Raw genomic sequence first — 12,373 nt, forward strand, 5'->3', positions numbered from 1 at the left:
CTATGGTTGGGGACCCGCGCGTAGGCGCTGTCTACTTCCCCCTTCAGCTCCCGGCGCGTGACGCGCGGCCGTGACCTGGCCCATTCGGATAGGATGCTGGTTTCAGAATGGACGGGCACCATGGATAGGACCCCCTCGCTTGTAACTGGCCTTGAAAGCCCGCTCGCCGTTGCGCAAGATGCCGGTAAAGCAGACCGGTTGATGGTCGTGGAAGGCTTGGGCCCGCATGGGTTTTCGGACTATTGGCCCTCTCTCGCCATTGCCTGGTTGGAAGAAGGATTTCCGATCGATGTGGAAATTGCGGGTCTTCTTGAAGCTGCGTCGGACAACAAGGCCCTGTCGCAACAAGTGCGGCACAAGGCCTTTGCCCTGTTCGTCGCCTGGAGACGGGCGCAATCGGTGCGCGGCCAATAACAGCGCGTTCCTGGCCGCGCCGCCGATGCGCGGGCCGCGCGCGGCAAATGCAACGGTCGGAGCCTGATCGGATTTGGCTGGCACCAGGCGCCATGTAGTCGTCGTCATACGCGCGGGCCCTCCAACGCCGCCTTGATGCGGGTTTGCTGAAGCAGGTCGATCTGATCCTCGGGCTTGCCGGTGGCCATCACATTACGCAGCACGGGAAGCGCCTGGCGGAGAGCTTCTACGGTGCGCTCCTGAATCGGTACCAGGTAGTGCAGGGCGACGTGGAGGTCGCGCAACGGTTGCAACGGCAGTTGCTTCCCGTGGCGCGTCTCCCACATTTCGAAATGCCATATCAGGCCCTCGATCGCGGGGGCTGCCTCGTACCGATAGCCGTCGCACGCGAGGAAATCCGGGTAGCCGCGCGCATTGACAGACACTTTGCCCGTGCGGTCCAGTTCGTCGAACAGCTGCTCGAGCGGGCGCATGACGATCTCAGCGCCGACCATCATGTGTGCAACCTTGGGCCGCTCCTCGCGGCGCGTGCGGCTACGGCGACGGCTTTCGATGCGCTGTACCAGCCGGCGATCCTTTCGGTTCATGTAGGGATGCATGGTCAGGCCTCCGGGCGTTGCATGTCCTGGATGGCGAAGTAGACGTCCATGCAGCCTTTGACATCCGCCATCGCGCTGTGGGCATTCTCCAAGGGCTTGCCCGTGAAGAACTGCACGGCCTCGCCCAGGTTGGCCGTCTTGTAGTGCTTGCGGCCGGCCGCGATCATCTTGGCCGTCGGCGGGCATTTGACGATGGGCGTGGCCATGCGCGCCGTGCACTGGGCAATTCCCGCCTTCCATGCGTCAAGCTCCCGCTCGAGCTCGCCCGCGCGGTGCTGGGCGATGCGGATGATTCGGGCGTCGAATTGTTCGTTGTGCGCGATGCGGGTCCTGCGGCCCCACAGCTCCAGGAACAGCGAGAGCGCCAGCGACTCGGGCACGTCGACGGCGGCCGCATGCTCCGTCGTGATGCCGTGCACAGCCGCGACCTCGTCGGGGATGGTCCAGCCGTCCGGACGCACGACGACGTCCAGGCTGGCAACCGTCTCGCGGGTGTCCAGGTCGACCAGCGCGGCGGCCAGCTGCACGATATGGGGCTGGTCGGGGTGCTCGGACGGCTGGCCGAACTGCGGCAGGCCGGTCGTCTCGGTGTCGTAGAAAAATCCCAGGTTTTGCATGTCGTAGTCCTTGTGTCAGGCGGCGGCGCGCAGCTTGGGCTGCTCGGTCGTGCCGTTTTCAATCCAGAAGGTGGTAAAGACGTCAGAAGGGGCTGCGGGTGCGGTCTTGAGCGTGCCCAGCACCAGGATGGTGTGCAGGTGGCCGTCGGCTGCCAGCGCGTCGACCAAGCCCAGCGCATCGCCGCGGCCGGGCATGTCCAGGCAGTCGAAACGGTCCAGGATCAGGCAGCCCAAACCAGAAACCTCGGCCAGCGCGGCGCCAATGAGAGCGTCGACGCGCCAGCGTTCGGACTCGGAAAGCAGCCGATACTGTCGACCTGCCCAGGTGATGCCTATGTCGGCGCCAATCGCGGGCACATGCCACCCGGCCAACCCGGCCAGTTCGGACAGCTTGTCGTTGAAAGGCTGCAACGCTTCGGCCAGGATCTCGCCGGGGATGCCGTCGGGCGACAGCGCATCGCCGATTGCCAGCCAGGCCAGCACCTCGCCGTGGTAGCGCGCAGCGTTCTCGGTGCGCTCGGCGGCGCTGGCGGCGGCCTGCTTGGCGTTCAACAGCGCCTGGACGCGTTCGTCGATGGCCTTGCGCTCAGCGCGCACCGCCGTCACCTTGGCGCGGGCGGCTTCGACGTCGGCGGGCTGAATGGCCTCGGGCGCGTCCTCGTCCTGCAGTTGGGCAGCCGCCGCTTCGGCTGCCGCGATGTCGCGGCGGTCGTTTTCGACGCTGCGCGCCATCAAGTCGCGGGCTTCGATGGCCTTGGGTAGCGCGGCTGCGGCTTCGGCGTCGCCCGTGGCGCCGATCTTGCCGTATTGGCGCTCGTATGCCGCCAGCACTTCCTTGATATCCAGGCCGATGCCAAAGGCGACATTCTTCGATGCTTCGGATTTCCAAAGTTGCGAAAGGCAGAGCGCCAGATCATGTACCAGTCCCAAGCGCGGCCCGGTGCCGGCTTTTGCCTCCAGCGCGGCGACGCGCTCGGCCAGTTCAGCGTGCTGGGTCTGATCGAATTCGAGCTTCTGGCGCAGGGCCGGCAGTTTGGCCGCCAACCCCTGGCGCGCGGCCAACTGATCGCGGGCGGCGGTGTAGGCTTGCGCCTTCTGTTCCAGGGCACCCAGGGCTTTAGTGTGCTGCTCCAGCTTCGCATCCACGCCGGCAAGAGCGGCTCGCTCGCCGACCAGCGCGGCCTGGTCAAACGGCGGAATCTCCGCGGCCCATCCTTCTGCCTTCTGGCTTCCCCACTGCTCGCCGGTCGCGGTCTTCCAAGCGCCCTTGGCTTGAGTCGCCTCTTGCTTGGCGTGCTCGGCGCCGGCGGCAAAGCCACTGCGCAGGATTGGCTTGATCTGCGTCACCAGCGCCGCATCGCAGCCGCGCTCCACCAAGCGGCGTTCGATGTCGTCCGGTTTGATCTTCGTGCCCATGAGCGTGAACAGCAAAGTGCGGCGATCATCCGGCTTGGCGGCGGCGAACCGCTCGGGCGCCAAAACGTACGGGAGGGCCGGTGATGACGGCACCAGTGCCTCGCCAGACTGCGTGCCCTTGGGCAAGCTGATACCGATTGCGCCTTCGTCCAGATCCAGGGTAACGGCGCCAAGCTTCGCGCCATCGGTGACGAGGGCGGCAAACTCCTTCTTGAGGCCGACGCGCTCCGGGCTGCCCAGCATTGCCAGGCGCACTGCCTCGGCGATGCTGGATTTGCCGGCACCATTGGGACCGGCGATCAAGGCAACGGGCGTGCCCAGCTCAAGATCAACGGCGCGAGCGCCTTGGAAATTTTCGATGGTGATACGGTTGATTCGCATGATCGCTCCTCAGATTGGGAAAACCACTTCGCGAGAGCCATCAGGGCGCATCGCCGTAACGACGCCGAATTGCTCCAGGGATTCCAGGAGCGACGCGGCGCGGTTGTAGCCGATGCGAAGATGGCGTTGAACGAGAGAAATAGAGGCGCGGCCGTTTTGGACGACGATGCTGCGCGCCTGCGCCAGAAGCGGATCGAAATTGGCCTCGTCGTCGCCAGTGACGAGCGCCGGGCCCGTAGCTGGGCGGAACATGTCGGCTTGGCGGTCGTCAACGCATTCGCCACCCAGGACGTCGACGAGGTCGGCGATCAGCGGGCGCAACGTGCTGGCCATCAGGAAGAAATCGGCTTCGAACGTCTCGGCATCGGTCTTTGCCACGCGCTCCACGTCCTTGTGCAGGGCCTCGCAGGGCAGGACGCGTTTCAGCACCAGCTCGTCGTCCAGCAGAAACGACACCTTGTCGTTCCAGGTAAGGCCCAGGCGCGTGCATTGCATGCCGTTCTGAAGGTGGCGGCGGATCTCGTCGGCCTCCAGCGGACGGTTGACGTACTGCACAGCGCCCGCGCCCTGACCCGCGGCGCGCAGGTCTGCCGTCGTGTCGATGGTGAAGCCTTCCGGCGCTTCGTCTTCGGCAAGCCAGCCCGTCATTGCGCCAGCCGCAGCGGTCTTGACGGTCAGGCGTTCCAGGACGAAGTTGTCGATGCTCTTGCACAGTAGACTGATAGCGGTATCCCGCGGGCCACTCGCAGCGCTGTCGATGCAAAGGCGGCCAGCGTGCGTGTCGATCCATATCAGGACGTCATCCTGCTGCCGGAACGCCGCGGGCAGCATCTGCATGATCACCTGCTCGCGAATCTCCTTGCGCTGCTTCTTCCCAGGCTTGAAGCCCTGGGACTTTTCCACCTTTTCGGCGAGTTCCTGTAGTTGCAGTTCGATTGCCTTGGCAGGCATCACTCGCGATTCCGTACGCATGCGCAGCAACAGGTGGCCTTGCACGGCATGCACCACGCCGAAGCCCTCATGCACCTGCGCCCACCCTGTAGACTCGGCCTGCAGGTCCGTAGTGGGCACGAACAAGAAACGCTCGAGCATGCTGGTCAGGCGCGCGAGGGTCACCACCCACCCAGCGGGCAGGGAGTAGACCGAGAGGTTGCGGAAAAACACCATGTCGGTCCCCGGGCTTTATTCGGGTGCGGCCATGCGACGACGCGACGTTGAAGCCGGCGCGCGTTGCTGCTCTGCGGTCATGGAGACACGGCGCGACTGATACAGCTTGTGCAGTCGCGCACGCTCAGCCAAGTCGCTGACCCCTTCGATCGAATCGCTGGCCAGGTCCAGGACATCCAGGGACTTGGCGCTGACGATCTGGTGTTCCACCGCAGCAGGATCCAAGCCGGAGTCTTCGTCGACGCCGGGCAGGTTGTCTTGCGTCTCGTCGGCCGGATCCTCTTCAGAGGCACGGGCGGCCGCTGCCGCGCCCTGCGCCGGGTTACTGGCCTCGGCTTGGGCCTTCGCGGCGGGCGTGTCGTCGTTGGTGGCGGCGTCGCGTGCTTCCAGGTCCGTCGCATCCGCCTGCGCGGCCGTTGGCTGGCGCTGGCTCGGCTGAGCGGCGGAGCGCAACTCGTCCACATTGACGCTGATGGTGCCGTCCGGCCCGGTGGTGGCTTCAATAATGTCCTGCGCCTCCTCGACCGATTGCAGGCCCATCAACAGCTCGGGCGCGTACAACTTGCCGAAGAAGCTCGCCGTGCGGTAGCGCAGCATGACTTCTTCCATGGTCTGCCACTTGCTACCCGACTTCGTGTACCAGCCTTCCTTGACGGCCATTTCAATGGTGACCTTGGGAGACTCCAGGCGCTCCCCCGTCTCCTTCTCGACGGCCCATGCTACGCAAACCTTGTCGCGGATTTTGACCGTGCGGCTGCTGGTTTCGCGCTGGCCGTTGTTCCAGCTGGTGGTCGTGTAGGAAACCTCCTTGTCGCCCAGGTCCTGGATGTCGAAGCGCAAGGGAGAGAACCGGCCGCAGCCGTTGATCGCGGCGATGATCCACTGCGACGACCACGAAGGTCGCCCCTCCACGATGTACAGGTTCTGCATGACCATCAGCGGGTCGGCGCCCATGCGCTGGGCCATGTTCAGCGCGACCACGGAGTTCGCCAGCGCGTTGGGATTCTCGCGCGACTCTTTGACGTTGCCGTAGCGGTCCAGCTTCTCGATCGTCTGGCGGTAAGCGACGGGCACCAGGGTGCTGCTCGACAGCAGGCGCGCCGCGCGCTGCATGAGTTCGAACCCCTGCAGGCTGCCGAAGCCAGGCGCCACCATCGGCATTTGCGATTCGGGCGCCGCGCGCAGGCTCTGGACGGTCGTGTTTTGGTTCATGATCAGTTTCCTTTCTTCTGTTGGGCGCGATAGGAGTGGTACTCGGTGGCCGTGGCCATAGCGACGGTCTGGCGCTCGTCGGGCTTGGCGTCCTTGTCGTACTGCTTGACCTGGCTGACCAGAAATTCGGCCGGGTCCCAGGCCAGGTGCTGGGTGACGACCGATTTGCCGGCCTTGTCGGTGCGCCGGACGAACACGTCGCGGCTGACGGGGTGGAGGGACATGCGGGGCTCCTCTGGTTATCGGAAAAGGCAGTAGGACCAGCGCGCGCAGTACTTCTGGCTGCAAAGAACGCTGGAGGGATTCGGAGGGAATAGGCCGGTGCGGAACATGGCGGCCGCGTGCTCGAGCAGGCCGGGCTGGTCGGGCTCGCCGACCATGACGCGGCGGGCGTCGAAAACGGGGCTTACGGCCGTGGCCGCGCTGCCGCTGGTGGATAGGGCGATGATCTGGGAGCCGACCGTGCGCACCTTCTTGGTGTGCTCGTACATGAGCTGATAGGTGCCGGTCTGCGCGGCGCGGCCTTGCGTGACTGCCTTGCCGTCCTGCACGACGCGGGCGCCAGTCTTCACGTCGGGCACGACGATGCCGCCCTCGGTTTCCGCGACGCGCGCTCGGTCCATCGTGCCCGTCAGGCGCACGGTCATGCCGTTGCCGCAGTCGATGTCCAGCGGGTCCAGCTTCGTTTCGACGTCGATGTACGAGAACTGCGGGGCCACGTCCGCGCAGTACTTGACCAGGATGGTCAAGGCGATCTGCTCGGCTTTGGCGAGCGGCAGGCCGTCCTGCGCATGGTCGACCTCGTAGGCGGGGTTATGCAATTCGTCGACCAGAACGTCGGCGGCCTCGTCCGGCGTGCAGGGTTTTCCTTCCAGGCGCGCGAGGTCGTAGGCGGCAGTGCCTGCGTGCACAGCCGTTCCGAGGAGCGCGCGCGTGCCCGAGGGCTTCTTCATGCCCAGGATGTGCGTGCCCTCCCAGGCGTGCGCGCAGTCGAACAGGCGGCCCCAGCTTGAGGCGCGGACGGTGAAGATGTTGGGTTGCATTGTGTCTTGGCTCCCATCAGCGGGCGGCGTGGCGCTCGGCGTCCGCATGGCGGTGCTGCTGCGCGTCAAGCGTTGGGCCAACAATGCCGGTCGCGATCAACATCACCGCGCCAGCGGCTACCGCGGCATATCCGGCCAAGTCCAGATCCCGACCGGAGCGGCGCACTCGGCGCCAGAGCGCGACGATCTGACGAGCGCTCACGCATCCCTCGCGTAGTCGGAGTCGGGCACGATCACCACGTCGCCGCGGATCTGGTAGGGGATGCCGCGGGCGTCTTGGTACAGGCGCGTCGCAGCAGGATTGACCGGCAGGTTCTTCGAGATACCTTCGTCATCAACCAGCATGACGTGCAGGCGGTCGGCCAGGCTGACCGTGTCCAAGGCTTCGGCGCCGATCATCTGGCAGACGTCCTGGATGGCGTGGGGCCCGTGCAGCAGGGTTTCAGCGCCGTCAGCGCGGATCAGTTTTCGGATGTGCATCATTGCGAAGGCTCCAGGAGCATGCGCGCGTCGATCCGCAGCGAGGGCAGGCACTCGAAGGTGACGCGAGCGGTGGGCGGGAAGGTGGCGAGGAGGTCCAGGCATTCGGCCTGGGTGCGGAAGCGCTCGATCACCATGGCGGGCTGACGGTCGTGATCAGCGGGCAGGAGGGCCAGCAGGACCCAGAGCGTGGCGGCGGTCATGCGCGTCCCCACGGATCGGTGTGGCGGCGATGGGCCGCGTACGCGTCGATGGCGCGAGCCATGCAGAACGCGATGGGAAGGAGGAGGAGGGCGGCGGTAATCACGGCTGGCCGCCCTTGCCGAGGATCTGCCGGGCGCGCAGGACCAGTTCGTCCTGCAGTTGCTTCACACCGGCGGCGCCGGCGTCGCGGTCGAACTGCCACTTGCTGATGGCGGTCAGTGCGACGCCGGCGGCCGCCGTTGGCGTCAAGTCGCACTGCAGCGTTTCGGTCCACCAATCGATGGGCTCGCCGAAGGCGCGGGCCGCGCGACCTGCGAACAGGTCGCAGAGGACACTGAGGATGTCTGCGTCGGTGAACTCGGGCTGGCCTACGCGAATCACGGCCTCTTCGGTCGCCGCCTGGAGTTGAGGGCTTGTCGGCGTGTTTGCCGGATTGAGGGATAGCATGGCTTCCTATCGTCGTGAGTGACCCATAAATGGGTCGACAAAAGGAATTTACAACCCGAAAACGGGTTAGTCAACCCGAAAATGGGTTGTCCCGCGCAAAAGTTCGCCCCGAGCATGGGGCGATTTGTTCCTACTTCCTCTCGGCGGGCGTTCTAAGAATCACGCTGGGCGCAGATGGTTTGATGGTCAGGTAGTCGATCTGATCAGGTTTGGCCGGCGCGAGCACGATCTCTTCCGTGTTCCACATTCCCGGTTTGATCTCACCCGGGATATTGATCTCTTTCGACTGACGCGTGCTTGGATCGTAGTTCTTGGTGCCCGGCGCCGCGTTCGCCCAAACCACATTTAACTTCAAACCCGGGAAGGTGGCTGACGTTGGGTTGCCGATGTTGAGCTTAACCTTGACGCCGTTCGCATAGGGCGCAACGTCCTTGACCGCGAGTGTGATGCTGCCAATGTCCATTTGCGCGACGCTATAGCCCTTTTCGGTCACCGAAAGGGTCGCGGTTTTGCCGGCGCTATTGTTTAGAGCATTTTCGATTTGGAGGTTCAGCACCTCGCTCTGCAGCTTCTCAAGATCAGCCGCCAATTTGGCTCGCGCTGCCTCAAGTTGATTGAGCGCTTTCCCTTGGTCGGTGGCTATGTTTCGCAGCGACTGCAATTCCGCTACGGTTTCAGCATCGGGTTTACAGCCGGCAAGGACTGCAGTGATGCTCACCAAAGCAGCTGCCGCAGTGATTCGTTTCATGGTTTGCAAACACTCCTTTTTATTGTGTCCCACATTGGGTAAATCCCTGCCACGTGATGCACCGTGTATTGATGGGCTTGGAGGCCGCATCCCGCGCAGCGCTTTCGGCGCGCCAAGCGGTCTCGCTTTGGCGTAAACGGCTCTCCGCTTGCGATCTGTCGATCTTGCCTGCATGCAAAGCTTCCAGCGTATCGATGTCGGTGCTAGCCCACCGCATGCCTGCCGCATCCGAACTGGAGACCGGGTCCGTGGCCAGTAGCGCGTAAAGCTCCTTTAGCTTGTCGATTTTCGTTAGCTCCCCGCGGGCTTCGCGGGCCGATGCGTCCGCTCTCCAGATCGAAAGCGCCTCAAATTTACGGTCGGCGGGCGAAGGGGAAGTACATGCAGTCGTAACCCACACGACCAAAACCAAACATAAAAGGAATTTGATTTTTCTCATGTTTTGACTAATTTTGTTTCATCGCGGCCAAATTTTTTTCCCGTCGGACCACACGAGACGAATGCTAGGACGCATTAGCCCTCTTGGGATTGGCACTTTTGACCGCTGGCTGCTGCACCTGCATGTACTTCTTAGCGTCTGCAAGCAGCAAAGCTTTATAGGTGTCATCCAACTGGTGAAAGAGGGCCAACAATTCGGCGTCAGCCGCGCTCGGACCCGCAGTGTTGGCGGGGGCTGCAGAGCTCGCCAGCCGAGGCTTGCTGTGGGTCGAGACATCCGGGATGAGGAATTGCCACGCGTCTAGACCAAACGCTCGCGCAATCTCTTCAATATTCCCAATTCCCGCGCTGCTCTCTGCATTTCGTATGCGACCAATGGTCGATTTCGTGACACGGCGAGAAAGCCGGTTTTCCAACGTGACGTTGGAAAGACCAGCATCGGTCATCAAGCGATCGAGATTTTCGCCAACGATTTCGGCTGCGGATTTTTTACCCATAAATGGAACTATGCCCCGGCAGGCAGACCATTTGCGGGTTGACGCAACCCAAATATGGGTTGAAAATGCGGCGCATGAACCATCCGACATTCCTTGCTGCGGTCCTCGCACGCCTGAGCGCCGTTCGATTTCCCGATCTGCACAACGTCGCTGAGGGCTCCGGCGTTCCTGAGAGCACGGTGCGCAAGCTTCGATACGGGGAAGTGAAGAACCCTCGTATCCAAACTGTTCAAGCCCTGTACGACTACTTCGAACGTAAGGACAACACTGCTGCGGCGGAGCAGTCCGACCAACGTGAGTTGACCCGCGCGGAGCAAGTTCCGGGCCATGCCTGAGTTTTCGGTGCCGGCCATTGCTTCCAGGCGACAGATGCTCGGCGCTATGGAAATGGCGCCTGTGGCCGCTAGCCGTTTCGCATTCGCCCGCGCCCGCGCGTCGTGCTCCGTACCGGCCTGGCCTGGCGCCGACTTGGCCGGCACACCGGATTTGGCGGTGATCGCCGTGCGAAACGTCGACGAAAGCAGACGCGTTGGTTTCATGCCCAACCGTTTGGATCTTTCCCCTTGATCTATGTCCATGTCGGCATTCTGCCCACCGCGCCGAGCGGGGCCAAGCCGAACAACTTCCGATAGGAATCCCATGACCAACCCCGTCCTGCACTCTCTCGAATCGCGGCCCGCCGAAACCTCCGCGGCCGGCAAATGCACTGAGCGCCTGGATATTCCCTGCACCAGCGACCTGTACGACGCGATCGCGGCGCTGGCCACGGTCAGCGGCAAGAACAAGGCCGAATACGCCCGCGCGGTGCTCGAGCAGCATGCGTTTGGCGCGCTGGGCTACGTGCGCGCACGCGCCAATCCGGTGGCGTGACGCTATGGCCCTCTCTGACATCAACCATTTCCACCTGTTTTCCGGCGCGGGCGTTGGCGCGGCAGGCATGCAAGACGCGCGGCCGGAGATCCCGGGACTGTCCGGGCGCATGGTCTGCTTGGGCGGGATTGACGTGGACGCCGCCGGCGCCGCGGACTTCTTTCGCTTCACCGGCGTACGTTGCACGGTGCGCGACCTGTTCAGTCGCCAGCAGTACACCGCATTCCATGGGCAGCAGCCCCCGGACGGTTGGGCCGAGGCCATGCCGGACGATATCCGGGCAGCTGCAGGCGGCCGCCGTCCGCACATTCTTTTCCTGTCGGCGCCGTGCAAAGGCTTTTCCGGTCTGTTGTCGCATTCGCGCAGCCTGACCGCCAAGTATCAGGCGCTCAACGAGCTGACGCTGCGCGGCATCTGGCTGGCGCTGGAGGCTTGGAAGGACGACCCCGTCGAGGTGATCTTGTTCGAGAATGTGCCGCGCATCGCCTCGCGCGGTCGTCACTTCCTGGATCAGATCGTCCAGCTGTTGCGCCATTACGGCTACGTGGTGCGCGAGACGACCCACGACTGCGGCGAGCTGGGCGGCCTGGCGCAGAGCCGCAAGCGCTTCCTCATGGTCGCGCGCCACGCGGATAAGGTGCCGGCGTTCATCTACGAGCCGCCCAAACGTCCGCTGCGCGCGGTTGGCGAGATTCTGGGCCGCATGCACCTGCCGGGCGACCTGCGCGCGGGCCCGATGCACCGAATTCCGAACCTGAGTTGGAAAACTTGGGTGCGATTGGCGTTCGTGGAGGCGGGCAGCGACTGGCGAAGCCTGAACCGCCTGACAGTCCAGGACGGCTACCTGCTGGATTACCTCCTGGTGCCGGACATGCACCGCGGCGCCCTAGGCGTGCACGGCATGCAGGACAGCGTTGGCGTGATCGCCGGTCGCAGCTTTCCCTTGAATGGCGCTTTCTCTGTGGCGGATCCTCGCTTTGATCCGTCGGCCGCGTGGAAAGACGGCCAGGCCTACGGCGTGCGGCGGTGGGATGCGTCGACTGGGGCGATCGCGGGCCAGCAAGGTCCCGGGCAGGGCGCCTATACCGTTGCGGACCCGCGCCACCACGGGCCCGCCAAGCACAGCAACGAATTCCGCATCGTGCGCTATGACGCCGCGGCGCGCGCCGTCACGGGTGCTCACGGCACTGGTCAATGCGTTGCGGACCCTCGGGGCGGTCTAGACGCAAGCAAGCTGCACGGCAAGTATCACACCGCGCGCTGGAGCGCGCATGCGCATGCGGTCATTGCCGGCAATGCGAACGGCGCTTATTCCGTGGCCGATCCGCGCCCAGGGCTAGCGCGCGAGCGTGGCGATCACTATCTGACGGCGGGGCATTACGGCGTGGCCGCCTGGGACAAACACGTCGGCGCCGTATCGGCATCGGCTTGCCACGATAACGGGACTTGGTCTGTGGCTGACCCGCGCTCCCTGCCGGCCGCGACAGACAAGCTGGTTTGCCGGATCGTGTCTGAGGATGGCACCTGGCATCGCCCGTTCACCACGCTCGAGCTCGCCGCCCTGCAAAGCCTCTATGACCCGGACGACTTCGCGGAGGCAGAGGGCCGCGGCGACCCCTTCCAAATGGACGGCGCCAGCGACAGCGCGCATCGCGAGCGCATCGGCAATGCCGTTCCGAAAAAGGCCGCGACGGCTATGGCTGAGGAAATCGGGCGCGCCATCCTACTGTCGCGCACCGGCGAAACATTCCAGCTGTCGTCCACTCCGATTTGGGTGCGGCCGATCGCGACCGCGCTGGCTGTGCGCGGAGGGGAGGCCGCATGAAAAGGCGCCCTACAG

18 protein-coding genes are annotated in these 12,373 nt (G+C 64.2%); 5 read left to right on the top strand and 13 right to left on the bottom strand.

Features of this window, described 5'->3' with window-relative positions; translation table 11 throughout:
* Window positions 1–120: 120 nt before the first annotated feature.
* Complete coding sequence (locus RT614_RS00430) at window positions 121–414, top strand: hypothetical protein (protein ID WP_313619491.1); 294 nt, start codon at window positions 121–123, stop codon at window positions 412–414.
* 104 nt (window positions 415–518) lie between these two features.
* Here the strand turns inward: RT614_RS00430 and RT614_RS00435 are convergent, their stop codons facing one another.
* The 7 genes from RT614_RS00435 to RT614_RS00465 are packed head-to-tail and all read right to left on the bottom strand — an operon-like array spanning window position 519 to window position 6,849.
* Window positions 519–1,013: a hypothetical protein gene (locus tag RT614_RS00435; protein ID WP_313619493.1), complete on the bottom strand. Its 495-nt coding sequence runs from the start codon at window positions 1,011–1,013 to the stop codon at window positions 519–521.
* Between the two features lie 2 nt (window positions 1,014–1,015).
* Window positions 1,016–1,630, bottom strand: coding sequence for a 3'-5' exonuclease (locus RT614_RS00440; protein WP_313619494.1), 615 nt, complete (start codon window positions 1,628–1,630; stop codon window positions 1,016–1,018).
* A 15-nt stretch (window positions 1,631–1,645) separates the two neighbouring features.
* Window positions 1,646–3,427 carry an AAA family ATPase gene (locus RT614_RS00445; protein ID WP_313619496.1) on the bottom strand — a complete coding sequence of 594 codons (1,782 nt, stop codon included), beginning with the start codon at window positions 3,425–3,427 and terminating at the stop codon, window positions 1,646–1,648.
* Window positions 3,428–3,436: 9 nt separating this feature from the next.
* A complete protein-coding gene (gene rdgC, locus RT614_RS00450; RefSeq protein ID WP_313619498.1) occupies window positions 3,437–4,594 on the bottom strand; it encodes a recombination-associated protein RdgC in 1,158 nt (385 codons plus the stop codon).
* A gap of 15 nt (window positions 4,595–4,609) precedes the next feature.
* A complete protein-coding gene (locus tag RT614_RS00455) occupies window positions 4,610–5,806 on the bottom strand; it encodes a hypothetical protein (RefSeq protein ID WP_313619500.1) in 1,197 nt (398 codons plus the stop codon).
* A gap of 2 nt (window positions 5,807–5,808) precedes the next feature.
* Complete coding sequence (locus RT614_RS00460; RefSeq protein ID WP_313619502.1) at window positions 5,809–6,030, bottom strand: hypothetical protein; 222 nt, start codon at window positions 6,028–6,030, stop codon at window positions 5,809–5,811.
* 15 nt (window positions 6,031–6,045) lie between these two features.
* Window positions 6,046–6,849, bottom strand: coding sequence for a PD-(D/E)XK nuclease family protein (locus RT614_RS00465; RefSeq protein WP_313619504.1), 804 nt, complete (start codon window positions 6,847–6,849; stop codon window positions 6,046–6,048).
* Between the two features lie 46 nt (window positions 6,850–6,895).
* Here RT614_RS00465 and RT614_RS00470 point away from each other — a divergent pair, with 46 nt between their 5' ends.
* The gene (locus RT614_RS00470) at window positions 6,896–7,066 is read left to right on the top strand and encodes a hypothetical protein (protein WP_313619506.1); all 171 of its coding nucleotides are present in this window, start codon (window positions 6,896–6,898) and stop codon (window positions 7,064–7,066) included.
* Here the strand turns inward: RT614_RS00470 and RT614_RS00475 are convergent.
* The 6 genes from RT614_RS00475 to RT614_RS00500 form a co-directional block, all read right to left on the bottom strand.
* Window positions 7,048–7,332 (bottom strand): hypothetical protein, encoded by a 285-nt coding sequence (locus RT614_RS00475; RefSeq protein ID WP_313619508.1) that lies wholly within the window; start codon window positions 7,330–7,332, stop codon window positions 7,048–7,050. The two genes, RT614_RS00470 and RT614_RS00475, sit on opposite strands and share 19 nt — an antisense overlap.
* A complete protein-coding gene (locus RT614_RS00480; RefSeq protein ID WP_313619510.1) occupies window positions 7,329–7,532 on the bottom strand; it encodes a hypothetical protein in 204 nt (67 codons plus the stop codon). The genes RT614_RS00475 and RT614_RS00480 overlap by 4 nt, the downstream gene beginning before the upstream one ends.
* A 100-nt stretch (window positions 7,533–7,632) precedes the next feature.
* Window positions 7,633–7,980 (bottom strand): hypothetical protein, encoded by a 348-nt coding sequence (locus RT614_RS00485; RefSeq protein ID WP_313619512.1) that lies wholly within the window; start codon window positions 7,978–7,980, stop codon window positions 7,633–7,635.
* Between the two features lie 130 nt (window positions 7,981–8,110).
* Window positions 8,111–8,728, bottom strand: a complete 618-nt coding sequence (locus tag RT614_RS00490) for a DUF3251 domain-containing protein (RefSeq protein ID WP_313619514.1) — start codon at window positions 8,726–8,728, stop codon at window positions 8,111–8,113.
* A 19-nt stretch (window positions 8,729–8,747) separates the two neighbouring features.
* Window positions 8,748–9,167: a hypothetical protein gene (locus RT614_RS00495; RefSeq protein WP_313619516.1), complete on the bottom strand. Its 420-nt coding sequence runs from the start codon at window positions 9,165–9,167 to the stop codon at window positions 8,748–8,750.
* Between the two features lie 64 nt (window positions 9,168–9,231).
* A complete protein-coding gene (locus RT614_RS00500; RefSeq protein ID WP_313619518.1) occupies window positions 9,232–9,663 on the bottom strand; it encodes a helix-turn-helix transcriptional regulator in 432 nt (143 codons plus the stop codon).
* A 74-nt stretch (window positions 9,664–9,737) separates the two neighbouring features.
* Between RT614_RS00500 and RT614_RS00505 the strand changes: the two genes are divergently transcribed.
* The 3 genes from RT614_RS00505 (at window position 9,738) to RT614_RS00515 (ending at window position 12,358) form a co-directional block, all read left to right on the top strand.
* The gene (locus RT614_RS00505; protein WP_313619520.1) at window positions 9,738–9,998 is read left to right on the top strand and encodes a hypothetical protein; all 261 of its coding nucleotides are present in this window, start codon (window positions 9,738–9,740) and stop codon (window positions 9,996–9,998) included.
* Between the two features lie 304 nt (window positions 9,999–10,302).
* A complete protein-coding gene (locus RT614_RS00510) occupies window positions 10,303–10,533 on the top strand; it encodes a hypothetical protein (protein ID WP_313619522.1) in 231 nt (76 codons plus the stop codon).
* 4 nt (window positions 10,534–10,537) lie between these two features.
* Window positions 10,538–12,358, top strand: coding sequence for a DNA cytosine methyltransferase (locus RT614_RS00515; protein ID WP_313619524.1), 1,821 nt, complete (start codon window positions 10,538–10,540; stop codon window positions 12,356–12,358).
* The last annotated feature ends 15 nt before the right edge of the window (window positions 12,359–12,373 follow it).

It is taken from the genome of Achromobacter sp. (assembly GCF_032102605.1).
GTDB lineage: Bacteria > Pseudomonadota > Gammaproteobacteria > Burkholderiales > Burkholderiaceae_B > Achromobacter.